Raw genomic sequence first — 26,843 nt, forward strand, 5'->3', positions numbered from 1 at the left:
CGCCGCCGCCCACAGCAGCGGCGCGCCGTCTCGTCCAGACACGCGGAAGCGCGGGAAATCGTGTTCGACTTTCTTGAAGGCTATGACCTGCTGGGGGCGTTCTGGGTAACGGTGCAACTCACCGTCTACTCCGCCATTGGCTCACTGATCTGGGGAACACTGCTGGCCGCCATGCGGGTCAGCCCCGTGCCTCTCATGCGTGGCTTCGGCACGGCGTACGTGAACGTTGTGCGGAACATCCCCCTTACTGTCATCATCATCTTCACCTCGCTGGGCCTGTACCAGACGCTGAGCATCACACTCGGCGCAAAGGACGTCACGGATATCAACTTCCGGCTCGCGGTGCTCGGGCTGATCGCCTACACCGCCGCCTTCGTCTGCGAGGCGGTGCGCTCCGGCATCAACACCGTGCCCGTCGGCCAGGCCGAGGCGGCGCGCGCCATCGGATTGAGCTTCTCCCAGGTCCTCGGGCTCATCGTGCTGCCGCAGGCCTTCCGTTCGGTGGTCGGACCGCTCGCCAACGTGCTGATCGCCCTGACCAAGAACACGACCGTGGCGGCAGCGATCGGGGTGGCGGAAGCCGCCTACTTGATGAAGGAAATGATCGAGAACGAAGCCGAGCTCCTGCTGATCTCCGCCGTCTTCGCGTTCGGATTCGTCTGCCTCACCCTCCCGACGGGCCTGATCCTCGGCTGGGTGAGCAAGAAGGTGGCGGTGAAGCGATGACCTCCATTCTCTACGACGCCCCTGGCCCCCGTGCCAAGCGCCGGAATGTCCTGCTCACCGTGGTCTTCCTGGCCGCATTCGCGGCCGTGCTGTTGTGGGTCTATCGGACGCTGGATGAGCGGAACCAACTCGACTGGGACAAGTGGAGCCCGTTCTTCACCGACTCCCGCTCCTGGACGACGTACATTCTGCCGGGACTCGAGAACACACTGATCGCCGCGTCCCTCGCCATGGTCATCGCACTTCCGCTCGGTGCATTCTTCGGCATCTCACGGCTCTCGGACCACTCCTGGGTCCGTTTGCCCTCCAGCATCGTCGTGGAGTTCTTCCGCGCCATTCCGGTTCTGATCCTCATGCTGTTCGCCAACGAGCTCTACACACAGTTCGAAGGCATCAGCTCGGACAACCGGCCTCTGTATGCCGTGGTCACGGGCCTTGTCCTCTACAACGCCGCGGTGCTCGCCGAGATCGTACGGGCCGGCATCCTGTCCCTCCCGAAGGGGCAGGGTGAAGCGGCCATGGCCATTGGAATGCGCAAGGGCCAGATCATGCGGAGCGTACTTCTGCCGCAGTCGGTCACCGCGATGCTTCCAGCCATCGTCAGTCAGCTCGTGGTCATCGTGAAGGACACAGCTCTGGGCGGTGCGCTGCTCACCTTCTCCGAACTGCTGGCGTCCGTCCGCCCGATGAGCTCCTTCTACGGGGCGAACACCATCGCGTCCTTCACCGTCGTCGCGCTGATCTTCGTTGCTCTGAACTTCGCGCTCACCACCTTCGCGAGCTGGCTGGAGAAAAGGCTGCGCCGCAGCAAGAAAAGCACGGGTGCGGTCCTCGGGGCCGACGACGTGGACGACATCAACGCCGCCGAGGTGGGCGGCACATTCGGAACCGGTGCCGGCGGCACCATCTGATGGGCACTCAAACAGCATGACCCCGTACGGAGGCAGTGGCATGATCGCCACTGCCTCCGTCACTTGACGCAAACACCGGCAATAGGTTGCATACGTTCTGTGATCGCGCACCCCGCTCCACCTGCAAGTCCCGGTAAGACACTCAGGACACCGCTCCGGGCAGGGGGCACCGCGCCGTGGACCCGGTGATCATCGTTGGAGCAGGGCCTGTCGGACTCACCCTCGCCCTGGCGCTGGCACGCCAGGAAGTCCCGTCCGTCGTCCTCGACGAGGGCCCCGGCAAGGACGAACAACGGCCCGCACGAACCGTCGTACTGCGTGAGGACACCGCCGCGCTGATGGAACGGCTCGCGGGATTCCCGATCGCCGAGGCCGGGTTCCGTTGGGCGGGATGGCGATCGATGCGGCGCAAGCAAGTGATGCAGCAGATCACGTTCGGCGACGACGAGCCCGCGCCACTGCACATCGCCCAGCACGTGCTGACGGCCGCCCTGCGGAACGCGATCGCGGGCGAGCGCCTGGTCAAGGTCGCCGTGGAGAACCGCCTCGACTCGATAGAGCAGGAGGCGACGGGCGTGACGGCGCACACACGCGGCCCCAAGGGCACGTGGTGGCGCGGCAGTTACCTGATCGGCTGCGACGGTCCGCGCTCGACCGTGCGCAAGCTCCAGGACATCCGCTTTGCGGGACGTACAGCCGTGGAGCGACACGCCGTCGCAGCACTGCGTACGGAACTTCCGTGGCCTGGTGAGGCGTTGTTGCATCGGATGCCGCCATGGCGGATGTCCGGGCCTTCGGCCGGGGAGGTGACCGGGCGTCCTCTGGCCGACGGTGTGTGGCGGCTGGACTGGCTGCTGCCGCCGGGGAAGGACCTGGTCACGCCCGAGCTGCTGGTGGCGCGCGTCCGGGAGACCCTCGCGGGCTGGAGCGGGGGCTCCACACCTCCGTACGAACTGCTCGACACCGGAGTCCACACCGTCCACCACCGGCTGGCCCGCCGGTGGCGCGTCGGCCGTGTCTTCCTCGCCGGGGACGCCGCGCATCTGCTGGGCGCGCTCGGCGCCCAGGGGCTCGACGAGGGCCTGCGGGACGCCGACAACCTCGCATGGAAGCTGGCCCTCGCCTGGCACCACGGGCCGCACGATGCGCTGCTCGACAGCTACCAGGTCGAGCGGCGCGCCGTCGTCGCCGCCCGGCTGCGCGCCGCCGACCAGTCGCTGCCGCTGCTGCGCGCCGGCGGAGGCCTGCGCTCCGTCGTACCCGGCTCCGCGCGCGGCCACGATGCGCTGCTCACAGACGGCCACCTGGGACGCGGCCCGCTGGGTGCACCGGGGGCGTACGCCGATTCGCCGCTCACACCTCCACGCACCGAGTCGGCGATCGACGTCGCCACGGAGGTAGGTGCTCCGGTCGTCGATGTGCGGGTGACGGCGGAGGACGGTTCGTTCGTACGGCTGCGGGATCGGCTGGGCCGTGGGGCGCTCCTCGTGCTGCTGATCGCGCCGGGTACGGGTGTGTGGGAGCGCAAGCACTGGGTGACGGCCGGGATCATGCCGCGGCTCGCGGCCGCCGTGACCGCGCTGCCGCACCCCGCCGAACTGCTCGTCGCCGAAGCCTATCCGGGCGCCGCCGCGCACACCGTGCTACTGATCCGCCCCGACGGACACCTGGTCACGGCGTTGAGCGGGGTGCGCCCGGCGGATCTGTACGAGGCCGCCGAGGCGACGCTGGGCGGACCACGGGCCACGACCGAGGCCACGGCGGGAACGAGCTGAGCCGCCACTGTCTACGCGATGACACCGGGCCACTTGTCCATACGGTGATCCTGAATTGACCGGCCCGCACCGCCATGGTGTACTCCGGATTGTGACCGACACCTGTGTGCGCCTGTGGCGGAGGGTCCATATGGACCTCATCCGCTATGCGGGCTGCGTGTGTCACCCGTCCTGCTGAATTCGCATTCCACTCCCCCGCGCGCGCCACTCATGTTCCGCTGCGCGCCCCCGCGCGAACACTCATCAGGACGGTACCCGTGTCTGTGTCACCCTCTGTCTCCGCTCCCACGCACACCACCCCCACCCAGGCCGACCTGCTCGACTTCGTCCGGCGAACGGCCGCCGACACCGAGCTGATCGCCTCGCTCCCGCTCGACCCCGAGGGCCGTACCTGGGTACGCCTGGAAGGCCCCGGCGGCAGTGAGGCCTGGCTCATCGGCTGGCCACCCGGCACCGGAACCGGCTGGCACGACCACGCCGAGTCGGTCGGGGCCTTCCTCACGGCGTCGGGCGAGCTCAAGGAGAACTCGCTCACGGCTCGGCTGCCCACCGACGGCTGGAAGACCCTGGAACTCACCGAGGGGATCGACCAGGAACGACGCCTGTCGGCCGGCAAGGGACGCGCCTTCGGCCGCAACCATGTGCACGAGGTGCTCAACGAGTCCACCGAGAAGCACGCCATCTCCGTCCACGCGTATTACCCGCCGCTGCCCCGGATCCGCCGCTACAGCCGTACCGGCCAGGTCATGCGCCTTGAGCAGGTCGAACACCCGGAGGACTGGCAGTGAGCGCCGAACGGCCCGTGGGAATCGACGAGTTGCTCGAGCGCGTCCGCTCAGACCTCGACCGCGTCGAGGCTGCGGACGCCTACGATGCCGCGCAGGCCGGCGCGGCTCTGCTGGTCGACATCCGTTACGCCGCTCTGCGCGACCGAGACGGGCTGATCCCCGGCGCCCTCGTCGTCGAGCGCAACGAACTGGAGTGGCGGCTCGACCCACAGGGCAGCCATCGCGCCCCCGAGGCCACGAGCCACGATCTACGGGTCGTGGTGGTCTGCAACGAGGGCTACGCGTCGAGCCTCGCTGCCGCGTCACTGCGGCAGTTGGGGCTTCGCCGAGCTACGGATCTGGTGGGGGGCTTCCAAGCGTGGCGGGCGTCTGGGCTTCCGGTGACGTCTTAGCTGTCGGGACTCCAAGCGCCGCTGTCGGAGTTCCAGGAGCATTGGCGCGCGTACGTGACGCGAGTCGCGTGAGTAGCGTACGTATGCGGCTACTTGGGCATATGTAGCGGTGGGGGCCCCTGCGTGTAAGGGGCCCCCACCATTGCGTCCCGCTCCTTACTCCTTGGCCGTCGCCGCTGTGACGGGCCGAGGCTGCAGCGCGGCTCGCCCCGGCAGGGCGGTGGCGACGAGGGCCAGCAGTCCGGCCACCGCGACCACCCCGACGTACACCAGGGGTGCGACCGCCGGTGCCGCGCTACCGGTCATGCCGACGCTGAAGGCCGTCAGGACGGCGAGCGCGATACCGCTGCCGAGAGCCGTGGCCAAGAGCAGGACCGACAGCGCCTCGGTGCGCAGCATCCGCAGCACCTGGCGGCGGGTGGCTCCCGCGAGGCGGAGCATCGCGAACTCACGGACACGCTCGGAGACCGACATGGCCAGCGTGTTGACGACGGCGATGGCGGTGAAGGCCAGGACGAGCCCCATGGCGAGATAGTTGACCTCGGCGTTCGCCTGCTGGCGCTCGGCCTGCAGGGAGTCCGCGGCGTCCGGCGAGAGCACCTGGACGCCGGGGAACTTCCGGACGCCGGCCGCAAGTTCTTTCTGTGAACGGGTGGTGGAGACGAGGACCGTGTCCGCGAGTGGGTTGTCGACGTGGCGGGCGACCAGTTCGTGGGCCATGGTGAGGTCACCGAAGCCCAGGCCTTTGGCGTAGACGGCGGCGACGGTGAGCGTGACGGGTGTGCCGTCGCCGAGAGTGAGCTTGAGCGTGCTGCCGGGCTTCAAGTGGAGCTGGTCCGCAGCGAGTTCGCTGACGGCGACGGTGTCGTTCGTGAGCTTCGCGAGGGAGCCCGCGGTGACGTCGGGGTCCCACGTGCGGGTGAGGTCGGCGGGAGTGACGCCCTGTGCCGCGTACTTGTCGAGGCCGACCCGGACGGTTGTGCGGACGACTTCGGTGGCGACGTCGTCGTTCGTACGCAATTGCTGTGCGACCTGCGCCGGGACGCCGGGGCCCTGCGCGGCAAGCACCCAGTCGGCACGTATGCCCTCGCGGGCCTGGGCGCGGGCGGCGTTGCCGAGGGTCGGCTGGACGAAGAGCACGGTGCAGGTCATACCGATGAGGAGAGTCAGCGGCGTGACGACGGAGGCCATGCGGGCGGCGTTGCCCCGGAGGTTGGCCTTGGCGAGCCTGCCGCCTGGACCGGTCAGCCGCAGCGGGCCGCCCAGGATCGCCGCAGCGACCCTCACCAGGAGTGGACCCAATAGCGCCACAGACGTGGAGAGGACCACAACGGCCAGGAACGTCACGGGAGTCGAGGAGGGCTCGGTGCGCAGGACGCTGAGTACGGCGACCAGTACCGTGCCTCCGGCGAGCAGTGCGAGACCTGCGAGGAGGCGACCCCAAGCGGGTCGGGTGCGCTCGGCCCTGGCCTCGGCGAGCGCCTCCGCCGGGCGAATACGGGTGATGCGGCGTGAGGAGATACGGGCCGCCGCCCAGGCTCCGAACAGAGTCGCGGCGACCGCTGCGAACAGCGGGAAGACACTGACCGTGTGCTGAAGCGTGGCCGGGACGGCTCCCATGGCGACGAACCTGCCGTACAGCCAACTGCCGAGCGGCAGTCCCATGAGTGCTCCGGCGACTCCGGCGCCTGCGCCGACGAGCAGGGCCTCACGGCCGAGCAGCTTGCGGATCTGCCCCGGTGTGGCGGCGATGGCGCGTAGCAGAGCGAGTTCGCGGTGGCGCTGCTGCACCGAGAGCGCGAAGGTGCCGACGACCACGAGTACGGCGACGAGCAGGGACGTACCACCCATCGCGCCGCCCATGCTGATCAGCTTGGTGCGGGCGGTGGCGGCGTCCAGGAACTCGACAGGGCCGCGCTCGTCGCCCGCGCTGATCTGCGCGGTGGTGCCGTGCAGCACCTTGGCCACGGACACCTTGAGGGCGGCCGGGTCCGTGCCCTGGGCCGGGATCACGCCGAACGCCGTGACCTGCCCGGGGTGCGCGGCAAGACGCCGGGCCTCGGCGGTGGAGAAGAAGAGGGACGTCTGGTGGCGTACGTCGTCGCCGGAGGGCGCCGCGATTCCAGTGATCCGGTACGCGCGCGGGCTCTGGGTGGACTGGACGGTGAGGTGGTCGCCGGGCTTGAGGTCGGCGCGGTCGGCGAGGTAGCGGTCGACGACCAGGTCGCTCTGTGCTCTGGGAGGGGTGCCGGTGGTGAGGGTGTACGGGGTGAGGGCGGCGGAGTCCCAGGCGTGGCCGTAGGGGGTCCTGTCGCCTGTGCCCGCGGGCGTCAACGGCTGGGCCAGGAAGGTCAGTTCGGGGATGACCCTGCTGACGCCCGGAGCTTTGTCGAGTTGTGCGGCGAGGTCCTCCGACAGCCAGGCCCGCTCGGCTATCGGCTTGGCCTTGTGCTTGGTCTTCGTCTTGCCCTTCTTGTGCTTGACGGTGGTCTGGTGGACGTTCTGGTCGGCGGAGACCACGACCGGGGCGGCGGCATAGCGCTCGGTGCCGATGGTGCCGCGCAGCCCGGTTTCCAGGAGGGTGCCGCAGGCGGTGATGAGGGCGGCCGCACACATCAAGGCGATGAAGGCACCGAGGAAGCCGCCTTTGCGGTCCCGGACGGTCTGCAGGGCGTAGCGCAGCATCATGAGGTCTCGGTTCCTTTTCGGTTGTCAGGCGTGGAGTCGCCCGGGGCATCGATCCCGGAGTCGTCCAAGGCATCGGCCTGGGCGGCTCCCGGCGCATCGGCCTGGGCGGGGAAGGCGAGGAACCGCGTGAGCACCGTGCGCGCGCCAGGCGGGGTGTCGGCCTCGGGGCGCTTGTAGCGGTTGAGGAGAGCGATGTACTCCTCGAAGAACTCGCGGAGTTCGGCGAGCGTCAGCCGGATGGTGCCGCGTGAGTACGGGAACCCGTCGGCCCACGGGTCGTCGGCCGCGTCCCGCTGGAGCTGCTCGAAGAGTTCGAGGTCGGCGGCGTATGCGTGGTGGTTCAACTCGTCCATGACGAGCCGCATTTCGGAGCTCTGGCGGCTGCGGGGCGGGAAGCGGCGGTCGCCCGGGACGGCCCGCCACCAGCGTTCCCGGCCTTGGCCGACGCCTCCGTCTGCCGCCTCGGTCTCCTCTACGAAGCCGTAGCGGGCGAGTTCGCGCAGGTGGTAGCTGGTGGCTCCCGTGTTCAGGCCGAGGGCCCGGGCGAGCGTCGCGGACGTGGCGGGTCCGTGCACGGTGAGGTGCTGCAACATTCGCTGCCGCCGGGGTTGTGCGAGAGCTTTGAGGGCGGCGAGGTCGGAGAGCTCGATGGGGGCGGTCAGCTCCGCCGAGGGGCCGGTCGGGACGGGCCCCTGTTCCGTGGGTTCTGTGGCGCCGGGTTCCTGTGCCATGCATACACAGTCGTCTGTGCACAGGTCTCTGTGCACTACGGCGGCCCAGCGTCTTCAGCGGGGGTTAACCCCACCCCGGGGGCGACGAGTTGGGCCGTGCGCCTCAAGGATCCGGACAAGCATCCGGGTCCTGAACGCGATCGGCGCCCCCGCGCGTCTACCGTGTTCAGGACCCGCGAAGGGTCGGCTGCCGCCGGACAACCAAGGCGCGCCTGGCAGCCAGGTCGGGCCTTGGATCAGAACCCTTCTTCCCTCAACCCCTCCGTGTCCTCGCCTTCTTCCTCCAAAGCCTGCCGGACCACACGCAGGGCCATGCCCTCGGAGTAGCCCTTGCGGGCGAGCATGCCCGCGAGGCGCCGTAGCCGCTTGTCGCGGTCGAGGCCGCGGGTTGAGCGGAGCTTGCGGGCGACGAGCTCCCGCGCTGTCGCCTCCTCCTGCTCGGAGTCGAGCTGTCCGACGGCCTCGTCGATCAGCGTCGAGTCCACGCCCTTGGTCCGCAGCTCCTGTGCCAGCGCCCGCCGGGCCAGGCCCCGGCCGTGGTGCCGGGACTCCACCCAGGCGTCCGCGAAGGCACTGTCGTTGATCAGGCCGACCTCTTCGAAGCGGGACAGCACTTCGTCCGCCACGTCGTCCGGGATCTCGCGCTTGCGCAGCGCGTCCGCGAGTTGCTTTCGCGTGCGCGGGGTCCCGGTGAGCAGACGCAGACAGATGGCCCGCGCCCGCTCAGCCGGGTCCCCTGAAGGCTCCCCCGCCTCGGCCCTCGACGAGGAAGGGGGGCCTCCGTCCTTCGGGCCGCCGGACGACTCCCCGAAGCCGCGCCTCCGGCGGCCGCGGGTCCGTCCACCGCGGCCACCGTCCTGATGTGCGCCGTCACTTGGCGCACCGTCACCACGGCCCGGACCGCCGTCCGGCCGACTGTCACCGTCCCGAGCAGCGCCGTACGCCCCCTCAGCGTCCCGTGCGCCAGTGCCGTCCAGCCCGTCACCACCGTTCACCCTGTCGCTGTCTTCGACCGAGCCGTCGTCACCTCGGTGGCCCTGCCCCTCCAGGGCACCGGAGTAGACGTACTCGGCCCAGTCGGTTCGTCGCGTCATGGATCAGCTCTTGGGTGCCACGGCCTTGGACTTGGTGGCCTTGGCCGCCGGAGCGGGCACGGTCTTCGCAGTCTCGTTCGGGATGGCCGAGACCGCCGCGTCCGCGCCCGGCTCGGCGGTCGGCTCCACTGGCTTCACGCCGACGCCCAGCTTCTCCTTGATCTTCTTCTCGATCTCGTTGGCGAGGTCGGGGTTGTCCTTCAGGAAGTTGCGCGCGTTCTCCTTGCCCTGGCCGAGCTGGTCGCCCTCGTACGTGTACCAGGCGCCGGCCTTGCGGACGAAACCGTTCTCCACGCCCATGTCGATCAGGCCGCCCTCGCGGCTGATGCCGTGCCCGTAGAGGATGTCGAACTCGGCCTGCTTGAAGGGCGGGGCGACCTTGTTCTTGACGACCTTGACGCGCGTGCGGTTACCGACCGCGTCGGTGCCGTCCTTCAGCGTCTCGATGCGGCGGATGTCGAGCCGTACGGAGGCGTAGAACTTCAGCGCCCGGCCACCGGTCGTGGTCTCCGGGGAGCCGAACATCACACCGATCTTCTCGCGCAGCTGGTTGATGAAGATCGCGGTGGTCTTGGACTGGTTGAGTGCGCTGGTGATCTTCCGGAGGGCCTGGCTCATCAGGCGGGCCTGCAGACCCACGTGCGAGTCGCCCATCTCGCCCTCGATCTCCGCGCGCGGCACCAGGGCGGCGACGGAGTCGATGACGATGAGGTCGAGGGCGCCGGAGCGAACCAGCATGTCCACGATTTCCAGGGCCTGCTCGCCGTTGTCCGGCTGGGACAGGATCAGGTTGTCGATGTCGACGCCGAGCTTCTTCGCGTACTCGGGGTCGAGGGCGTGCTCCGCGTCGATGAAGGCCACCTGGCCGCCGGCCTTCTGCGCGTTCGCCACCGCGTGCAGCGTCAGGGTCGTCTTGCCGGAGGACTCCGGTCCGTACACCTCCACCACTCGGCCGCGCGGGATGCCGCCGACGCCGAGCGCGACGTCGAGTGCGGTCGACCCGGTGGGGATGACCTCGATGGGCTCGTTCGGCCGCTCGCCCATGCGCATCACTGCGCCCTTGCCGAACTGCCGTTCAATCTGTGCGAGCGCGGCGTCTAGCGCCTTCTCGCGGTCGGTTCCTGCCATGGGTTCCACCCGATTTGCTTGAGTCGATCGCTTCACGTCAAAGACGCTAACGCCTGCCACTGACAATGCGCCCCGACGCCCGTCCTGCCTGTGGATAACTCGGGCACTTCCCCGCGAAATCACCGTCGAGAGCCCGGCCGGAGATTCCATAAGAATGGATGTTCGATTTTAGTGTCAAGCGCACCACACGCCTCAACCGCGACTCGTTGGGCGGTGCGGTCTGTGTGGATGAGCTACGAGGGGTCCCGCACCGCTTCCTCCTCCGCGACCGGCCGCGTCCTGCCCTGCCCGCGCAACATGTCTCGCACGCGCGCGAGGAGAGCGCCCGAGCCCCGCCTGCGGTGCCCGTGCACCCGAGGGTCGTCGGTGACGTCGTACCGCTTCACGTACGCCCCCAGGAACGCCTGCAGCGTGGCGACCGCGGGGATGGCGATCAGCGTGCCGACGGCGCCGAGCAGTGCGGTGCCCGCGATGACCGATCCGAAGGCGACCGCCGGGTGGACGTCCACGGTCCTGGCGGTCAGTTTGGGCTGCAGCAGGTAGTTCTCGAACTGCTGGTAGATCACGACGAAGATCAGCACCCACAGCGCGTACCAGGGATTGACCGTGAAGGCGATCAGCATGGGCAGGGCGCCGGCGAGATATGTGCCGATCGTGGGGATGAACTGCGAGACCAGGCCCACCCAGACGGCGAGCACGGGCGCGTAATCCACGCCGAGGAACTCCAGCAGGATGTAGTGCGCTATGCCCGAGATCAGTGCCATCAGGCCACGCGAGTAGATGTATCCCCCGGTCTTGTTGACGGCGATCTCCCACGCGCGCAGCACCTCGGTCTGGCGGGCGGGCGGCAGTACTGAGCAGATGGCCCGCCGCAGCCGCGGGCCGTCGGCGGCGAAGTAGAACGAGAACAGCGTGATCGTCAGGAGCTGGAAGAGGCCGCCCACCACCTGCGCGGACACGTCCAGGACACCGCCCGCGCTGTTCTGCACGTACCTCTGGAGCCAGTCGGAGCGGAGCAGGCTGTCCTGGATGTCGACGCGGTTTAGCTCCGTGTGGAAGGTCGTGTTGATCCAGCTGATCACCGAGTCGACGTACTTCGGGAAGTCCTCGACGATGTCGATGATCTGTCCGGCGAGCATCGAGCCGAGCAGGGTGACGAAGCCCGCGCCCGCGATCATCACTGCGAAGAACACGAGCGCGGTGGCCAGTCCTCTGCGCATGCCGTACGCGGCCATCCAGCTCACCGCGGGTTCGATGGCGAGCGCCAGGAAGAACGCGATCAGGATGTTGATCAGCAGCCCGGTCAGCTGGTGGAAGGCCCAACTGCCCAGCTGGAAGCAGGCGATGAGGGCGAGAGCGAGCACCATGGCGCGCGGCAGCCAGCGTGGCATGCGGGCGCGCCCCGTCGGGTCTTCGGTCGCGGGCCGCGTGGGCGGCGTCGTGCCGAGCGGGGGTGCCTGCTGTTCGACCTGGGCGGTCTCATCTGTCGATGCCACCGTGCAAGTCTCGCCTACACCACCGACAATCGGTCCCGGTCTCTCGGCTCTTCGTGGCCGGTCAGCGCTTTTCGTACGGAACGTTCATGGCCGTGCACACCGCGCGCCACACGTCCTTCGCCTCCCAGCCCGCGTCCAGCGCCTGGTGCACGGTGCGTCCGCCGAGCTCCGTCATCACGTGATCGCGCGCGAAGGTGTCGGCGTACCCCTTGCCGAAGTGATCCGCCATCCGCTGCCAGAAGACCGTCAACCGCATGACTCCAGTATCCCGCCCCTGAGAGTGGGGCCGAGCCGGGACCGCTTGTCGAGAACGCTTTCCGTCCTACGGTCGGACCATGGCCGAAACTGGAGCATCCCCACTCCCCCCGAAGCCCCCGGTGCACTCCCCGCTCGCCCGCGCCGAGCACTTCATCTGGCTCACCGCGCGCGTGCTGGAGCAGCGGCGTTTCGCGTACCACTTCCTCGGTGGCGGTGCCGACGCGGTGGAGACCGCGCTGGCCGCGTACCGCAATGAGGACGAGGGGTACGGTCACGCGCTCGAGCCCGATCTTCGTGGCCCGGTCAGCCAGCCCCTGCACACGGGGCACGCGCTGCGCGTCCTGGACTCGATCGGGCGGTGCGGTGGGCAGCGGGTGGAGCGTGTGTGCCGTTATCTGACCGCCGTGTCGACGCAGGACGGCGCGCTGCCGGCGATCCGTCCCAGCCAGCGCGGCTATCCGGCAGCCCCCTTCGTGCCGATCGTGGACGATCCGCCCAGTGAACTCCTCGCCACAGGACCCGTCGTGGGCCTGCTGCACCGTAACGAGGTGTGGCATGCCTGGCTGTTCAGGGCCACCGACTTCTGCTGGCAGGCGGTGGAGTCCCTGGAGGAGTCGCATCCGTACGAGATCGAGGCGGCCATGGCCTTCCTGGACTCCGCTCCCGATCGCTCGCGCGCGGAGGCGGCCGCTGACCGGCTCGGCCGTCTGGTGCGTGAGCACCGGCTGGCGGCGCTGGACCCGGAACAGCTTGAGGAGTTTCCGGTGGCGCCCGGTTACGCGCCGGGCGAGCACCACTTCGCGCACGACTACGCGAAGACGCCGGACTCGCTCGCGCGCGCGTGGTTCACCGACGAGGAGATGGCGCGCTCGCTGGACTTCTTGGCCAACGAGCAGCAGGAGGACGGCGGTTGGCCGATCCGTTGGCGTCAGTGGGCGCCGGGCACCGCCCTGGAGGCGCGTCCGATCGTCACGATCGAGGCGCTGCACACGCTACGGGCGTACGGACGCCCCGTCGGCTGACGTACCCGGGGCGAGGGCTTCCACGACGTAAATCGGCCTCCACGCGCGCGTGCTGCCCTCTGCGTCAGCCCGTCATCGCCCGCGCCCCTGCCGTCACCACCACGGCCGCCGCGACGACGAGCAGGAAGGGAGCGCGCAGTAGCAGCGCCACGGCGGCTGCCGCGAGTCCTGCGGCCTTCGCGTCCAGGACCAGGGCCTGGCCGTGGGCGAAGGTCTGCTGGGCCGTGAGGGCGGCCAGCAGAGCGACGGGCAGCAGGGCGGCCAGTCGTTTGACGAGTGGCCGTTCCAGGACGCCCGCGGGGACGAGGAGACCGATGAGCTTGACGGCGTAGCAGCCGACGGCGGTCATGCCGATCGCGATCCAGATGTTCAACGGTCTTCCCCTGATGTGTCGTTGGCGGGCTCCGCAGCGGCCCTACGTGCCCTGCGGCGGCCCTCCGCCCACAGGACGGCCGGGGCGGCGAGCGCGGCCACCAGGACGGGCACACCGGCGGGCAGTACGGGCAGGAGTCCGAGGCCGAGGACGACCGCGAGGCCCGCGACGGCCCGCTCCGTGGCGGTCTTGAGCATCGGCGCGAGCAGGGCCAGGAAGACGGCGGGCCCGGCGGCGTCCAGACCCCATGCGTCGGTGTCGCCGATGGCTTCGGCACCCAGGGCGCCGAGCAGCGTGGTGAGATTCCACAGCACGTAGAGGGTCAGCCCGGTGACGGTGAAGCCGATCCGCACACTGCGTCGCGTGGGTTGGGCGAGCGCCACGGCCGCGGTCTCGTCGATGACCCACTGGGCGGCGAACGGCCGCACCGCGCGCGGGAGCGCCAACAACTGCGAAAGACGCAGCCCGTAGAAGGCGTTGCGCACCCCCAGGAAGAACGCGCCCGCTGCGGCGGTGAACGGGTTCCCTCCGGCCGCGAGCGCCCCCACGAGGGCGAACTGCGAGGCGCCGGTGAACACCAGGAGGCTGAGCGCGCAGGTCTGCAGCAGAGTGAGGCCGCTTCCCGCCGAGGTCACCCCGAAGGCGAAACCGGACAGTCCGACGGCGACCCCGACTCCGAGGGCGTCTCGTACGACGGCGGCGTCGGGTTTTCCGCCGTCTTCGCCATGTGTGTCCGCGAGAGCTGTCTGTTCTGCCACGCCTCGGACGGTAGAAGGAACCTCTCCTGCGGGTCTTGTACGTTCTTGCGCTCGCGCTGGTACGCCCCAGGCGGCACGCCCACGATCCGGGTGAAGTGGCGGTTGAGGTGCGGCTGGTCGGTGAAGCCCACGGCGTGGGCGGCTTCGGCGGGTGCGGTGCCGGCGTCGAGGAGGTGGCGTACTCGGCGTACGCGGGCGTCGGTCAGCCAGGTGTGGGGAGGCATGCCGTAGGTGTCCCGGAAGGCCCGCAGCAGTGAGAAGGGGCTGGTGCCGAGGTCGGTGGCGAGCCGTTCCAGTGTGGGCGGCTCGGTCATCCTTTCCTCGAGGACGGCACGCGCGCGTGCCGCGATTCGGGCGCCCGCCGTGCGTGGGGGACGCTGCGGGAGCGGCCCGCCGTTCAGTCGCAGCAGCCGGGTCACGGCGACTCTCAGCAGGGTGTCGGCGGCGAGTGCGTTGCCCTCGTCTGTTGCACGTAGCACTTGGTGGACCATGCGTGCGGCGTAGGGGTCGTCGAGCACCGGGGTGGTGAATCCGGGGGTGCCGCGGATCACGGTGGTTTCGGCGGCGATCTCGGCCACCAGGTCGGGGGACGGGTAGACCGCCCCGTACCGCCAGCCCTCGGGACTGCCCGCGCGACCGGTGTGCGGGGTGTCGGGGTTGACCAAGGCCAGGGAGCCGGGTCCCGCGTACTGGTCCGCGCCGCCGTGGTGGAAGACCTCGATGCCGTCGGCGATGGCGGCGATGACGAAGTTCTCGTGGGTGTGCCGGACGAAGGTCTTCCGGATGTACCGGGCCCGAAGCAGGTCGACACCGGGCAGTTCGGCGTACCGCCAGTGCCGCGCTCGCTCCCCCGAACCTGCCATGTGCCCATTCTGCGTCAGGGCGCTCCGCCGGGTTCGGCGGGCTTCGGGCGGCATGGGCACGGGTGTCGCCAGGACGCAGCCCCCGTCACAGCCCGCGCCTCTGGCCCAGGCGCCTCGTGCCGACCCCCACCGGCCTCATTCCACCCCCTCCACGAGACCATTTTCGCAGGTCAGACCCATTGTCAGTGGCGGGGTGCAGGATGGGGGCATGGTCAGGTCTGCACACGGTGCCCTCGACGGCTTCTCGCCCGCGACCCGCGGCTGGTTCGCGGGGGCCTTTGCCGCGCCCACCGACGCCCAGGCCGGGGCGTGGCGGGCCATCGGGGAGGGCTCGGACGTGCTCGTGGTCGCGCCTACCGGCTCCGGCAAGACGCTGGCCGCGTTCCTCGCCGCGCTCGACCAGCTGGCCTCGACGCCACCGCCGGCCGACCCCAAGAAACGCTGCCGGGTGCTGTACGTGTCGCCGCTCAAGGCCCTCGCGGTCGACGTCGAGCGGAATCTGCGCAGTCCGCTGACCGGCATCAAGCAGGAAGCGGTGCGCCGCGGACTGCCCCAGCCCGAGGTGAAGGTCGGCATCCGTTCCGGCGACACCCCGGCCGCCGAGCGCCGCGCGCTGGCCACGCGCCCGCCGGACATCCTGATCACGACTCCGGAGTCGCTGTTCCTGATGCTCACATCGGCCACGCGCGAGGCGCTGACCGGTATCGAGACGGTGATCCTGGACGAGGTGCACGCGGTCGCGGGCACCAAGCGCGGCGCCCATCTCGCCCTGACCCTGGAGCGGCTCGACGAGCTGCTGCCGAAGCCTGCGCGTCGCATCGGCCTGTCCGCCACCGTCCGTCCGGTGGACGAGGTCGCCCGCTACCTCTCGCCCCGCCGCAAGGTGGAGATCGTTCAGCCACCGTCCGGCAAGGAATTCGACCTCTCCGTAGTCGTGCCCGTCGAGGATCTGGCCGAGCTGGGCGGCTCCCCGGTAGCCGACTCCGACGAGGGTGCCGAACGCCCGTCGATCTGGCCGCATGTCGAGGAGCGGATCGCCGATCTCGTCCAGGCACACCGCTCGACGATCGTGTTCGCAAACTCCCGGCGGCTCGCGGAGCGGCTCTGCAACCGGCTCAACGAGATCGCGTACGAGAGGGCGACGGGCGAGCCTCTGGAGGAGCACCATGCCCCGGCCGAGCTGATGGGCGGTTCCGGCGCGGCCCAGGGCGCCCCGCCGGTCATCGCGCGCGCCCACCACGGCTCGGTCTCCAAGGAGCAGCGCGCGCTGGTCGAGGAGGACCTGAAGGCCGGCCGGCTGCCCGCGGTGGTCGCCACCTCCAGTCTCGAACTCGGCATCGACATGGGCGCGGTGGACCTCGTCGTACAGGTCGAGTCCCCGCCGTCGGTGGCCTCCGGGCTGCAGCGCGTCGGCCGCGCGGGGCACCAGGTCGGGGCGGTCTCCACCGGCGTCGTCTTCCCCAAGTACCGAGGGGACCTCGTCCAGGCCGCGGTCGTCACCGAGCGGATGCGCACCGGCTCCATCGAGTCCCTCCGCGTCCCCGCCAACCCCCTGGACGTGCTGGCCCAGCAGCTGGTCGCCATGACCGCCCTGGACACCTGGCAGGTCGACGACCTGCTCGCGACGGTCCGCCGGGCCGCGCCCTTCGCGTCGCTTCCGGAGTCCGCGTTCACGGCGGTGCTCGACATGCTCGCGGGCCGCTATCCGTCCGACGCCTTCGCGGAGTTGCGGCCACGCGTCGTCTGGGACCGTGTTGCCGGGACGGTCACCGGGCGCCCCGGCGCGCAGCGCCTCGCCGTCACCTCCGGGGGCACGATTCCGGACCGCGGCCTCTTCGGGGTGTTCCTCGCGGGCGCCGACCCCAAGAAGGGTGGAGGCCGGGTCGGCGAGCTCGACGAGGAGATGGTCTACGAATCCCGAGTCGGCGATGTCTTCACGCTCGGCACCAGCTCCTGGCGTATCGAGGACATCACGCGCGACCGCGTCCTCGTCTCGCCCGCGCCCGGTGTGCCGGGCAGGCTGCCGTTCTGGAAGGGCGACCAGCTGGGCCGTCCGCTCGAACTGGGCCGCGCGGTGGGCGCGTTCCTCCGCGAGGTCGGCTCCCTGCCCAAGGACGACGCCCGGCTCCGGCTCCTCGCCGCCGGCCTCGACACCTGGGCCGCCGACAACGTCCTGTCCTACCTGGCCGAACAGCGCGAGGCCTGCGGCCACATCCCCGACGACCGCACCATCGTCGTCGAGCGGTTCCGCGACGAGCTGGGCGACTGGCGAGTCGTCGTGCACTCCCCCTTCGGTGCCCAGGTCCACGCCCCGTGGGCCCTCGCCCTTGGCACCCGCCTCTCCGAGCGGTACGGCATGGAGGCACAGGTCATGCACGCCGACGACGGCATCGTGCTGCGCCTCCCTGACGCCGACCTGCTGAGCTTGGATCTGCTCGACCAGGAGCCCGTGAAGCTGGGCACGGAGTACGACTCGGAGCAGGCCCCCGTAGGCGCGGCGGACGTCGCCTTCGACAAGGGCGAGGTCAACCAGATCGTCACCGACCAGGTCGGCGGCTCCGCCCTGTTCGCGTCCCGCTTCCGCGAGTGCGCCGCCCGCGCCCTGCTGCTACCGCGCCGCAACCCCGGCAAGCGCACCCCGCTGTGGCAGCAGCGCCAGCGTGCCGCCCAACTGCTCCAGGTGGCCAGCGAGTTCGGCTCCTTCCCGATCGTCCTGGAGGCGGTCCGCGAGTGCCTCCAGGACGTCTTCGACGTCCCTGGCCTGACGGAACTGATGGGCGACATCGAGTCCCGCAAGGTGCGGCTCGTAGAGGTCACGACACCGGAGCCGTCACCGTTCGCACGGTCACTGCTGTTCGGATACGTCGCGCAGTTCCTGTACGAGGGCGACTCCCCGCTCGCCGAGCGACGCGCCGCCGCTCTGTCGCTGGACTCGCGGCTCCTCGCCGAACTCCTCGGCCAGGCCGAGCTGCGCGAGCTCCTGGACGCCGATGTCCTGAGCGAGCTGGAGCGCGAACTCCAGTGGCTCACCGAAGACCGCCGTGCCAAGGACGTCGAGAGCGTCGCGGATCTGCTGCGTCTGCTCGGCCCTCTCACGGACACGGAGCTGACCGAGCGCGGCGCCGAACCGGAGTGGGCCCCGGAGCTGGCCGCGTCCCGCCGCGCCATCCGGGTCCGGATCGCCGGGGCCGACCACTGGGCGGCGATTGAGGACGCGGGCCGACTGCGTGACGCGCTCGGCACGGCGCTGCCTGTCGGCGTCCCGGAGGCTTTCACCGAGCCGGTCAAGGACCCGCTCGGCGACCTCCTTGCGCGGTACGCGCGCACCCACGGCCCGTTCACCTCGACCGCGGCGGCGGCACGCTTCGGCCTCGGTACGGCGGTCACCGAGGGCGCCCTGCAGAGGCTCGCCGCGGGCGGCCGTGTCGTACAAGGAGAGTTCCACCCGGCGGGGATCGGCCAGGAATGGTGCGACGCGACGGTGCTGCGCCGGCTGCGTCGCCGTTCGCTCGCGGCGCTGCGGCAGGAGCTGGAGCCGGTGCCACCCGCCGCGCTCGCCCAGTTCCTGCCGCAGTGGCAGCACCTGGGCAGTGGGCACGGACTGCGCGGCATCGACGGACTCGTACGCGCCGTCGAGCAGTTGCAGGGCGCCTCGGTGCCCGCATCCGCGCTCGAGAAGCTTGTCCTGCCGTCCCGGGTCGCGAACTACGCTCCTGCGATGCTCGACGAGCTGACCGCCGCCGGCGAGGTGGTATGGGCCGGAGCGGGCGCACTGCCCGGCAAGGACGGCTGGGTGTCCCTGTATCTGGCGGACGCGGCCCCCCTGCTGCTGCCGCCCCCGCACCCTCTGGAGCTGACCGCGCTCCACCAGTCGGTCCTGGACACCCTCTCGGGAGGCTACGGCCTCTTCTTCCGTCAGATCGCCGACCAGATCCGCGCCACCACGCACCCCGACGCCACAGACCCTCAACTCGCCGACGCCCTTTGGGACCTGGCCTGGTCGGGCCGGCTGACGAACGACACGTTCGGCCCGATGCGCTCCCTCCTGGGATCGGGCCGCACCACGGGTTCCACCGCCCATCGCGCGAAGCGCACGGTGCCGCGCGGACGGTACGGCAGCCTGACGGCCGCGGCGCGCCCCGCCTCCCGTACCGGCCCTCCCACCGTCGCGGGCCGCTGGTCGCTGCTCCCCGACCGCGAGGCCGACCTCACCGTGCGCGCCCACGCCCTGGCCCGCACGCTGCTCGACCGGCACGGCGTGGTCACCCGGGGAGCGGTCGCCGCGGAAGGGGTCGAGGGCGGCTTCTCGGCGACGTACCGCATCCTGTCCGCCTTCGAAGACAGCGGACAGGCACGCCGCGGCTATGTGGTGGAGGGGCTCGGTGCCGCACAGTTCGCGATGGACGGCGCGGTGGACCGGCTGCGCGCGGCGGCCAACGCGAGCGAGCGAGGCGAGACCCTGCCAGAGCCGGAGTTCCCGGGCGCGCCCGGGTTCTTGGGCACCACCACCGGCTTCCCGGACCCCTACGCCAACACCCCCTCGGACACCGGCTTCCCCGGCAGCCCCGCATCCCGCCCCCGCCCGGGCAACGCCACCCGTGCCATCGTCCTGGCTGCCGCCGACCCGGCGAACGCGTATGGCGCGGCCCTCTCCTGGCCCGACCCCCCGGCCGGAGCGGGCCACAAGCCCGGCCGCAAGGCGGGTTCCCTGGTCGTACTGGTCGACGGCGAGCTGACCCTCTACATGGAGCGCGGCGGCAAGACCCTCCTGGCCTGGCCCTCCACCCCGGACGACACACTGCTGAACGACCCACGTCTGCGCATAGCCGCCGAGGCCCTCTCCGCAGCCGCCCGCGCGGGCTCCCTCGGCACGGTCACGGTGGAGCGTGTGAACGGCGCCTCAGCCCTGACGTCGCCCTTCGGCACGCTCCTGGAAGGAGCCGGTTTCCACGCGACGCCGCGGGGCCTACGCCTCCGCGCATAGGCCTACTCCGCCCGGCCCGGACACACGCACCTGCGGACCGAACGAAGCTCCGGGCCCCAGACCAGGTCGGCCTCGTCGTCACCACTCCCCCTCCCAGCCGACCAGCCGACCCTCAGCCGCACAACCCGCCAGCAGCCTCCCCGCATCCCGACCAAGACGCCCCCGCCCACCCCATGCCACCCTGGACCCCATGCCCGAAGGAGACACCGTCTGGCAGACCGCCCGGCGCCTACACACCGCCCTCGCGGGCCGCGTGCTCACCCGCTCCGACCTCCGGGTGCCCAAGTACGCCACGGCCGACCTCACCGGACGCACCGTCCTGGACGTCACCCCACGCGGAAAGCACCTGCTCACCCGTATCGAGGGCGGGCTGACGTTGCACACGCACCTGCGAATGGACGGCTCCTGGAAGGTGTACGCACCCGGCGAGCGCTGGAGCGGCGGCCCCGGTCACCAGATCCGCGTGATCCTCGGCACCGCAGAGCACACAGCCGTCGGCTACCGGCTCCCCGTACTGGAACTGCTCCGCAGCACCGACGAACACCGGGCCGTGGGCCACCTCGGCCCCGACCTCCTGGGCCCGGACTGGAACCCCGACAAGGCCCTGGAGAACCTCCTGCGCGACCCAGCCCGCCCGCTCGGCGAGGCCCTCCTGGACCAGCGCAACCTCGCTGGAATCGGCAACATCTACAAGTGCGAGCTCTGCTTCCTGCTCGGGGCCACCCCCTGGCTGCCCATAGGCGACCTCCCCGCCGAACGCGCCGCCCAGCTGCCCGCCCTCGCCAAGAAACTCCTGGAAGCCAACCGCGACCGCCCCGCCCGCAGCACCACGGGCCGCCGTGACCAGAACCTCTACGTGTACGGCCGCGCACCCCGCCCCTGCCTGCGCTGCCGCACCTCGATCCGTACGGCGAACCAGGGTGACGGCTCCCGAGAGCGCCCCACGTACTGGTGCCCGACATGCCAGTCGGGCCCGGCCCCGGGAGCGAAGCCCTCCCCGTCACGTAGACCCCCATCCCGCACGACCCCACCACCCACGCCCCCATCCCGTACGACTAATTGACGACCCGTCAGAAACTCTCGTACGGTCCTTGCATGCCCGTCACGGCGTACGACCTCACCGGACGCACCGCTTTTGTCACCGGCGCTGCGAGCGGCATCGGCCGCGCCTGTGCCGTGCTGCTCGCGGCGGCGGGAGCCGTCGTCCACTGCGCGGACCGCGATGACCGAGGCCTCGACGAGACGGCGGACCTGATCAAGGACAAGGGCGGCGTGGCCCACACATACGCCCTCGACGTCACCGACCGCGCCCTGCTCGGCCAGGCGGTCGCGGCCTGTGAACGCCTCGATGTGATGGCCGCCGTCGCCGGGATCATGCACAGCAGCCCGGTCCTGGAGACTCGCGAGGAGGACCTCGACCGAGTACTCGGCGTCAACTTCAAGGGCGTGCTGTACGCGTGCCAGGAGGCGGCCCGCGCCATGATCGCGTCCGGGACACGCGGCAGCATCGTCACCATGGCCTCGGGCGCTGTCGACACCGGAGGCCCCGGGCTGCTCTGCTACGGGGCGGCGAAGGCGGCAGTCGTCCAGTTGACGAAGACCCTGGCGACCGAGATGGGGCCGCACGGCATCCGCGTCAACGCGGTCGCGCCGGGCTGGATCCGTACGCCCATGACGGACCGCAACGACGACGAGACCCAGGCGCGGACCGAGGCGTTCATGGCCCGGATGTCACCGCTGGGCCGGGTCGGCGAGCCGGAGGACATCGCGCACGCGGTCCTGTATCTCGCCTGCGACGCCTCGGCCTTCACGACGGGCCAGATCCTCCGCCCGAACGGAGGCGTGGCCATGCCTTGGTAGCGCCAGCACCGGGCCTACTCCTCAAAGCGCAACCGAAGCCTCTCGTCAGCCTTGGCCCGGTCCTTCGGCACACAGTGCACCGGAAGCAGACTCAGCCCCCACCCACCGGCCACGGCCATTCCCTCCCATGCCCCGGCACCCGATGCAAACGCCCATCGCACCGCTCCCCACCACCACAGCACCCCGCCCCCCAGAGCCAGCCCCCACCGCCCTATTCGCACCGTCCGGCCCGCCATGGCGTCACCTCCAACCCGCCAGCCGACGCTGGACAGCGACCGTCACCCACCGGCAGGGCGCATCAATCCTCACGAGGCGCACCCGGCGCGCCATCACACCGAAGGCACCGTCGCTCCGCTTCGGGCGCCACAGCCCTTCCACCATCGCCGCATCAGGACACACCGGCAAACGGTGCAAAAGTGATGAAATCGAAACACGAATGCTCCGGCAGCCGTCCTTCGGAACGCAAGAAGTCCCAGCAGCCACCCTCCAGCAACGCAAAAACCCCGACCGCACCCCTCCAGGTCTCCCCGGAGAGGCCCCGATCGGGGCCCTCACACAGTTCTCAGCCAGTTCTCAGCTCATGTGGGCGAACTCACGACCGACCACAAGCCCGCAACCGTCAGGCGGCGACTACGTCGACCGCCTCGGCCGGCGCCTTGATCGTCACTCGTTCCGGTGGCACACCGGTCACTGACACGGAATTGAGCCTCGGGCGTACTGGCGTGGGCACAGGTTCTGTGACCGCTGCCGACCGGGCCAGCTCGGCGAGGGCAAGCTCATCACTCACTTCTCGCATGAGCTCGGACATCCGTACGTCCAGCGCGTCGCAAATCGCGGAGAGCAGCTCGGAGGAAGCCTCCTTCTGCCCCCGCTCCACCTCGGAGAGATAGCCGAGTGAAACTCGGGCGGACGAGGAGACTTCGCGCAGAGTACGGCCCTGGCGCTGGCGCTGCCGACGCAGCACGTCACCAAGCAGGCGACGGAGCAGAATCATCGGTGGCTCCCTCCTCGGGCCGTGTAGCCGCATCCTTCTCGCCCCACCGTACCGCCTTGCGCGGCGGCCGTGCGGGGAGCGATGTCGTGTTCACTCAGGGCTGCAAACATCAATTCCCCCCGTTCTGTTCCGTATCCTGTGCCCGCTCATTTCCCATGTGTTCGTGCTCGAGCTCCTCCAGGAGAAGCCCGAGCACGCTCCGTACACTCTCCATACGGATTTCCGTCCGGCCGCCGTTCAACCGCAGCGCCGCCACTTTCCCGCCACCAAAACCGCCGCCGACCTCCGCGGAAGGACCGTCGACGGCAATGAAAACCGTGCCGACCGGCTGCCCGTCCTGGCTTTCGGGTCCCGCGACACCGGTGGTCGCGATGCCCCAGTCCGCGCCGAGCACCTTGCGCACACCGGCTGCCATCTGTGCCGCGACCTGCGGATCCACCGCCCCACGCTGTTTCAGCAGGGTGGCGTCGACGCCGAGTACATCCCGCTTCACCTCGGTGGCGTACGAGGTCACGGAACCGCGGAAGGCCTTGGAGGCTCCCGGCGCTGCGGTGATCGCCGCCGCCACCAGACCACCCGTCAGCGACTCGGCGACAGCCAGCGTCTCACCCTTCACTGTCAGTAGTCTCAGCACTTCAGCAGCTTGGGAAGCCATTATTCCGCCTCCTTTGCCGCGGCTTTCCGCTCGTCGAGACCCTGGCGTCGCAGCACAATGGCTTGTCTCACATAGTCGAGCCCGGTCACCACGGTCAGGGCGACCGCCACAGCCATCACCCAGAACCTCAAGGTGGCCAATGGCCCCGTCAGCACCAGGACATACATCCCGACCGCCGTGCCCTGGGCGAGCGTCTTCATCTTGCCGCCGCGGCTCGCCGGAATGACGCCGTAGCGGATAACCAGGAAACGCAGCAGGGTAATTCCGAGTTCCCGCCCGAGGATGACACCCGTCACCCACCACGGCAGATCGCCGAGTGAGGACAGACAGATCAGCGCGGCCCCCATGATCGCCTTGTCGGCGATCGGGTCGGCGATCTTCCCGAAGTCGGTGACGAGGTTGTACGTACGCGCCAGGTGACCGTCGAAGATGTCGGTGATCATGGCAACCGCGAAGGCGGCCCAGGCCCAGGCCCGCCAGACCGGGTCGTATCCGCCGTCGGCCAGCATCAGCGCGACGAAGCCCGGCACGAGCACGAGACGGAGCATGGTCAGAAGGTTCGCGACATTCCAGACGCTGGCCTGATTGACGGCCACGGCGCTCAGCTTCCCGCCGCGCGACGACTTCGAGCCCTGAGCACCGGAAGCGCCCGTACCGGTAGCGCCGGCGGCAGCACCACGCGTGCCGGGCCCGCCGGGGCCGCCCGCCGCGGATGCCGGGACTCCCGTCATCTGGCAGCCTCCTCAGGACCTGCGAGCGAGCCCAGGAGCGGCTCGGCCACCAGGTCGACGCCTTCCGTACCGACCACCTTCGCCTCGACCATACGACCGACCGTCAGGCCTTCGCCGCTCGTGAACAGCACCTGGCCGTCGGTCTCCGGCGCCTGGTGCGCCGCACGGCCGGTCGCGCCCTCGGCGGCGTCGAGCGACTCGACGAGCACCTCCACACTCTCGCCGAGGCGCTCCTCGGCCCGCTGCGAGACCAGCTCCTCCGCGAGCCGCGAGATGCGGGCAAGCCGCTCGGCGACGACGTCCTCATCCAGCTTGTTCTCGTACGTCGCTGCTTCCGTGCCCTCCTCGTCGGAGTACCCGAAGACGCCGATCGCGTCCAGCCGCGCGCCGTTCAGGAACCGCTCCAGCTCGGCCAGGTCGTCCGCGCTCTCGCCGGGGAAGCCCACGATGAAGTTGGACCGCACGCCCGCCTGCGGGGCCTTGGCGCGGATCGTGTCGAGCAGCTCCAGGAACCGGTCGGTGTCTCCGAAGCGCCGCATCGCGCGCAGCACACCGGGAGCGGAGTGCTGGAAGGACAGGTCGAAGTAGGGCGCGATCTTCGGCGTCGAGGTCAGTACGTCGATGAGCCCGGGCCGCATCTCGGCGGGCTGCAGATAGCTGACCCGCACCCGCTCGATCCCGTCGACATCGGCGAGCTCGGGCAGCAGCGTCTCCAGGAGCCTGATGTCGCCCAGGTCCTTGCCGTACGAGGTGTTGTTCTCGGAGACCAGCATGATCTCCTTGACACCTTGCTCGGCCAGCCAGCGCGTCTCGCCCAGGACGTCGGACGGCCGCCGGGAGATGAAGGAGCCTCGGAAGGACGGGATGGCGCAGAAGGAGCAGCGCCGGTCGCAGCCGGAGGCCAGCTTCACCGAGGCGACCGGAGAGCCGTCGAGACGGCGCCGCAGGGGCGCACGGGGGCCCGAGGACGGAGCGAGCCCCTCGGGAAGATCGGCCGGGCCGTGCCCGGGAAGCGCGACCTCGGCCGCCGACTCCTGCCGCTCGGCGGGGCTGATCGGCAGCAGCTTGCGGCGGTCCCGTGGAGTGTGCGCGGCGTGGATCCCGCCGTTCAGGATCGTCTGGAGCCGGTCGGAGATGTCCGCGTAGTCGTCGAAGCCCAGCACGCCGTCGGCCTCGGGCAGGGCCTCGGCGAGTTCCTTGCCGTACCGCTCGGCCATGCAGCCGACGGCGACGACGGCCTGGGTTCTGCCGTGCCCCTTGAGGTCGTTCGCCTCCAGGAGCGCGTCGACGGAGTCCTTCTTGGCGGCTTCGACGAAGCCGCACGTGTTCACGACGGCGACGTCCGCTTCCTCGGCGTCCTTCACGAGATGCCAGCCGTCCGCCTCCAAGCGGCCTGCGAGCTCCTCCGAGTCCACCTCGTTACGAGCGCAGCCAAGAGTGACAAGTGCGACGGTACGGCGTTCAGGCATGGGCTCAAGACTACTTCGTCCCACTGACAGCCCACGTCGACGGGGTTGGCCGACCTTGGCCAACCCCGTGCCCGCCTGCCCGTGAATGCCGTACCGCTCAGCCGACCTCGGGGTCGCCCTTCGTGTACGTCAGGCGCTCGACGCCTCCCGGGCGGAACTCGTCGTCGATCTTCTTGCCGTTCACGTACAGCTGGAGCGCACCCGCGTCACCGAGGACGAGGTCGATCTTCTCCTTGTCCTGGAAGGTCTTGGAGTCGCCCTGTTCCAGGAAGCCGTCGAACAGTCGTCGGCCGTTGTGGTCGTGGGCCGAGATCCAGCTGCGCCCCTCGGGGGCGGTCACCCGGACGGTCACCTTGTCCTGCGGCGCCGCCGCGATGGCGCTGTCCTCAGCGTCAGGCGTGGGGTCGGCGGTCTTGTCCGGCTTGCGGTCGGGGGACTTGGTGGCGGCGGGCGTGGAACCCTCGGCGACCTGTGTCTTCGCATCGGCTCCGTCGTCGCCGTTGACCAGCGTGAACCCGACGAAACCGATCACGGCGACGATCGCGGCGACCATGGCCGCGGTCCAGTTGGGCCGCTGGCGCTCCGGACGGATCCGCTCTGCCTCGAACAGCGGTGCCGCCGGCGTCGGCGCCGGACGCCCGCCGTGCTCGGCGGCGAACTGCGCGAGCAGCGGATCCGGATCGATGTGCACGGCGCGTGCCAGGGTCCGGATGTGACCGCGCGCGTAGACATCTCCGCCGCAGGGAGCGAAGTCGTCCTGCTCGATCGCTTGCACGATGGCGATGCGGACCCGGGTGGCGTTACTGACATCGTCGACGGTCAGCCCTGCGTCGATACGTGCCTGTCGCAGCGCAGTGCCGATCGAGGGACGGTCGTCTTCTTCGAAGGGACGCTCGTCCTCAGGGGTGTTGTCCTCAGGGGAGTTGCCGATGGACACGGGGGCGCCTTTCGAGCGTGTAGCCACCTGTGCTGGAGGTTCAGTCTATGGGGGGTACGAAAGGGTGGGGCAACCGGGCGGTATCACTTTGTACGCCATCGGAATGGCCGGACATCCTGATGGTGGGACACGTACCTGTCGCTCCCCTCAACTTGACGTGCGCCGAAGGGAAACGGTTGCTCGCCGCTTCTTTACGGATGAGTCACGTTC

Annotated in this window: 24 protein-coding genes; 10 read left to right on the plus strand and 14 right to left on the minus strand. The window is 70.0% G+C overall.

Going from position 1 to position 26,843, the window contains the following annotated elements:
• Positions 1-60: 60 nt before the first annotated feature.
• From IEZ21_RS28980 to IEZ21_RS29000, 6 genes are all read left to right on the plus strand, one after another.
• A complete protein-coding gene (locus IEZ21_RS28980) occupies positions 61-726 on the plus strand; it encodes an amino acid ABC transporter permease (RefSeq protein WP_189324822.1) in 666 nt (221 codons plus the stop codon).
• On the plus strand, positions 723-1,637 hold the full coding sequence (locus IEZ21_RS28985; protein WP_189324823.1) for an amino acid ABC transporter permease: 915 nt from the start codon (positions 723-725) through the stop codon (positions 1,635-1,637). The genes IEZ21_RS28980 and IEZ21_RS28985 overlap by 4 nt, the downstream gene beginning before the upstream one ends.
• Before the next feature lie 176 nt (positions 1,638-1,813).
• Positions 1,814-3,412 (plus strand): FAD-dependent monooxygenase, encoded by a 1,599-nt coding sequence (locus IEZ21_RS28990; RefSeq protein WP_189324824.1) that lies wholly within the window; start codon positions 1,814-1,816, stop codon positions 3,410-3,412.
• 106 nt (positions 3,413-3,518) lie between these two features.
• Positions 3,519-3,590 carry a putative leader peptide gene (locus tag IEZ21_RS48915; RefSeq protein WP_373302322.1) on the plus strand — a complete coding sequence of 24 codons (72 nt, stop codon included), beginning with the start codon at positions 3,519-3,521 and terminating at the stop codon, positions 3,588-3,590.
• 79 nt (positions 3,591-3,669) lie between these two features.
• Positions 3,670-4,200: a cupin domain-containing protein gene (locus IEZ21_RS28995; RefSeq protein WP_246568216.1), complete on the plus strand. Its 531-nt coding sequence runs from the start codon at positions 3,670-3,672 to the stop codon at positions 4,198-4,200.
• A complete protein-coding gene (locus IEZ21_RS29000) occupies positions 4,191-4,592 on the plus strand; it encodes a rhodanese-like domain-containing protein (protein ID WP_189324850.1) in 402 nt (133 codons plus the stop codon). Before IEZ21_RS28995 ends, IEZ21_RS29000 begins: the two co-directional genes overlap by 10 nt.
• A 156-nt stretch (positions 4,593-4,748) precedes the next feature.
• Here IEZ21_RS29000 and IEZ21_RS29005 read toward each other — a convergent pair whose 3' ends face one another.
• The 6 genes from IEZ21_RS29005 to IEZ21_RS29030 form a co-directional block, all read right to left on the minus strand.
• The gene (locus IEZ21_RS29005; protein WP_189324826.1) at positions 4,749-7,280 is read right to left on the minus strand and encodes an ABC transporter permease; all 2,532 of its coding nucleotides are present in this window, start codon (positions 7,278-7,280) and stop codon (positions 4,749-4,751) included.
• A complete protein-coding gene (locus IEZ21_RS29010; protein WP_189324827.1) occupies positions 7,277-8,011 on the minus strand; it encodes a helix-turn-helix domain-containing protein in 735 nt (244 codons plus the stop codon). The genes IEZ21_RS29005 and IEZ21_RS29010 overlap by 4 nt, the downstream gene beginning before the upstream one ends.
• 236 nt (positions 8,012-8,247) lie before the next feature.
• Positions 8,248-9,105: a recombination regulator RecX gene (gene recX, locus IEZ21_RS29015; RefSeq protein WP_189324828.1), complete on the minus strand. Its 858-nt coding sequence runs from the start codon at positions 9,103-9,105 to the stop codon at positions 8,248-8,250.
• 3 nt (positions 9,106-9,108) lie between these two features.
• Positions 9,109-10,233, minus strand: coding sequence for a recombinase RecA (gene recA, locus IEZ21_RS29020; protein ID WP_189324829.1), 1,125 nt, complete (start codon positions 10,231-10,233; stop codon positions 9,109-9,111).
• A 233-nt stretch (positions 10,234-10,466) separates the two neighbouring features.
• Positions 10,467-11,729 carry an AI-2E family transporter gene (locus IEZ21_RS29025; RefSeq protein ID WP_189324830.1) on the minus strand — a complete coding sequence of 421 codons (1,263 nt, stop codon included), beginning with the start codon at positions 11,727-11,729 and terminating at the stop codon, positions 10,467-10,469.
• A 61-nt stretch (positions 11,730-11,790) separates the two neighbouring features.
• A complete protein-coding gene (locus IEZ21_RS29030; protein WP_033318917.1) occupies positions 11,791-11,985 on the minus strand; it encodes a DUF3046 domain-containing protein in 195 nt (64 codons plus the stop codon).
• A 79-nt stretch (positions 11,986-12,064) separates the two neighbouring features.
• On the opposite strand from IEZ21_RS29030, the gene IEZ21_RS29035 reads away from it, so the two are divergent.
• Positions 12,065-13,009, plus strand: a complete 945-nt coding sequence (locus IEZ21_RS29035) for a hypothetical protein (RefSeq protein WP_189324831.1) — start codon at positions 12,065-12,067, stop codon at positions 13,007-13,009.
• Positions 13,010-13,073: 64 nt separating this feature from the next.
• Here IEZ21_RS29035 and IEZ21_RS29040 read toward each other — a convergent pair whose 3' ends face one another.
• Genes IEZ21_RS29040 through IEZ21_RS29050 form a run of 3 tightly spaced genes read right to left on the minus strand, consistent with a single transcriptional unit; the run spans position 13,074 to position 15,003 of the window.
• Complete coding sequence (locus IEZ21_RS29040) at positions 13,074-13,382, minus strand: AzlD domain-containing protein (RefSeq protein WP_189324832.1); 309 nt, start codon at positions 13,380-13,382, stop codon at positions 13,074-13,076.
• Complete coding sequence (locus IEZ21_RS29045; protein ID WP_373302321.1) at positions 13,379-14,017, minus strand: AzlC family ABC transporter permease; 639 nt, start codon at positions 14,015-14,017, stop codon at positions 13,379-13,381. The genes IEZ21_RS29040 and IEZ21_RS29045 overlap by 4 nt, the downstream gene beginning before the upstream one ends.
• On the minus strand, positions 14,014-15,003 hold the full coding sequence (locus IEZ21_RS29050) for an AraC family transcriptional regulator (RefSeq protein ID WP_246568218.1): 990 nt from the start codon (positions 15,001-15,003) through the stop codon (positions 14,014-14,016). The genes IEZ21_RS29045 and IEZ21_RS29050 overlap by 4 nt, the downstream gene beginning before the upstream one ends.
• Positions 15,004-15,211: 208 nt before the next feature.
• Between IEZ21_RS29050 and IEZ21_RS29055 the strand changes: the two genes are divergently transcribed.
• The 3 genes from IEZ21_RS29055 (at position 15,212) to IEZ21_RS29065 (ending at position 21,847) form a co-directional block, all read left to right on the plus strand.
• Positions 15,212-19,987 carry an ATP-dependent helicase gene (locus tag IEZ21_RS29055; RefSeq protein WP_189324834.1) on the plus strand — a complete coding sequence of 1,592 codons (4,776 nt, stop codon included), beginning with the start codon at positions 15,212-15,214 and terminating at the stop codon, positions 19,985-19,987.
• Positions 19,988-20,177: 190 nt separating this feature from the next.
• The gene (locus IEZ21_RS29060) at positions 20,178-21,050 is read left to right on the plus strand and encodes an Fpg/Nei family DNA glycosylase (protein ID WP_189324835.1); all 873 of its coding nucleotides are present in this window, start codon (positions 20,178-20,180) and stop codon (positions 21,048-21,050) included.
• 32 nt (positions 21,051-21,082) lie between these two features.
• Positions 21,083-21,847 carry an SDR family NAD(P)-dependent oxidoreductase gene (locus IEZ21_RS29065; RefSeq protein ID WP_189324836.1) on the plus strand — a complete coding sequence of 255 codons (765 nt, stop codon included), beginning with the start codon at positions 21,083-21,085 and terminating at the stop codon, positions 21,845-21,847.
• 619 nt (positions 21,848-22,466) lie between these two features.
• On the opposite strand, the gene IEZ21_RS29070 is transcribed toward IEZ21_RS29065, so the two are convergent.
• From IEZ21_RS29070 to IEZ21_RS29090, 5 genes are all read right to left on the minus strand, one after another.
• Complete coding sequence (locus IEZ21_RS29070) at positions 22,467-22,841, minus strand: helix-turn-helix domain-containing protein (protein ID WP_033318924.1); 375 nt, start codon at positions 22,839-22,841, stop codon at positions 22,467-22,469.
• A 109-nt stretch (positions 22,842-22,950) separates the two neighbouring features.
• A complete protein-coding gene (locus IEZ21_RS29075; protein WP_189324837.1) occupies positions 22,951-23,496 on the minus strand; it encodes a CinA family protein in 546 nt (181 codons plus the stop codon).
• Positions 23,496-24,227, minus strand: a complete 732-nt coding sequence (gene pgsA, locus IEZ21_RS29080; protein ID WP_189324838.1) for a CDP-diacylglycerol--glycerol-3-phosphate 3-phosphatidyltransferase — start codon at positions 24,225-24,227, stop codon at positions 23,496-23,498. Before pgsA ends, IEZ21_RS29075 begins: the two co-directional genes overlap by 1 nt.
• Complete coding sequence (gene rimO / locus IEZ21_RS29085; protein WP_033318927.1) at positions 24,224-25,696, minus strand: 30S ribosomal protein S12 methylthiotransferase RimO; 1,473 nt, start codon at positions 25,694-25,696, stop codon at positions 24,224-24,226. The genes pgsA and rimO overlap by 4 nt, the downstream gene beginning before the upstream one ends.
• A 97-nt stretch (positions 25,697-25,793) precedes the next feature.
• Positions 25,794-26,633, minus strand: coding sequence for a helix-turn-helix domain-containing protein (locus IEZ21_RS29090; RefSeq protein WP_033318928.1), 840 nt, complete (start codon positions 26,631-26,633; stop codon positions 25,794-25,796).
• Positions 26,634-26,843 lie beyond the last annotated feature (210 nt).

The organism is Streptomyces flaveus (assembly GCF_014647675.1).
Taxonomy (GTDB): Bacteria; Actinomycetota; Actinomycetes; order Streptomycetales; family Streptomycetaceae; genus Streptomyces; species Streptomyces flaveus.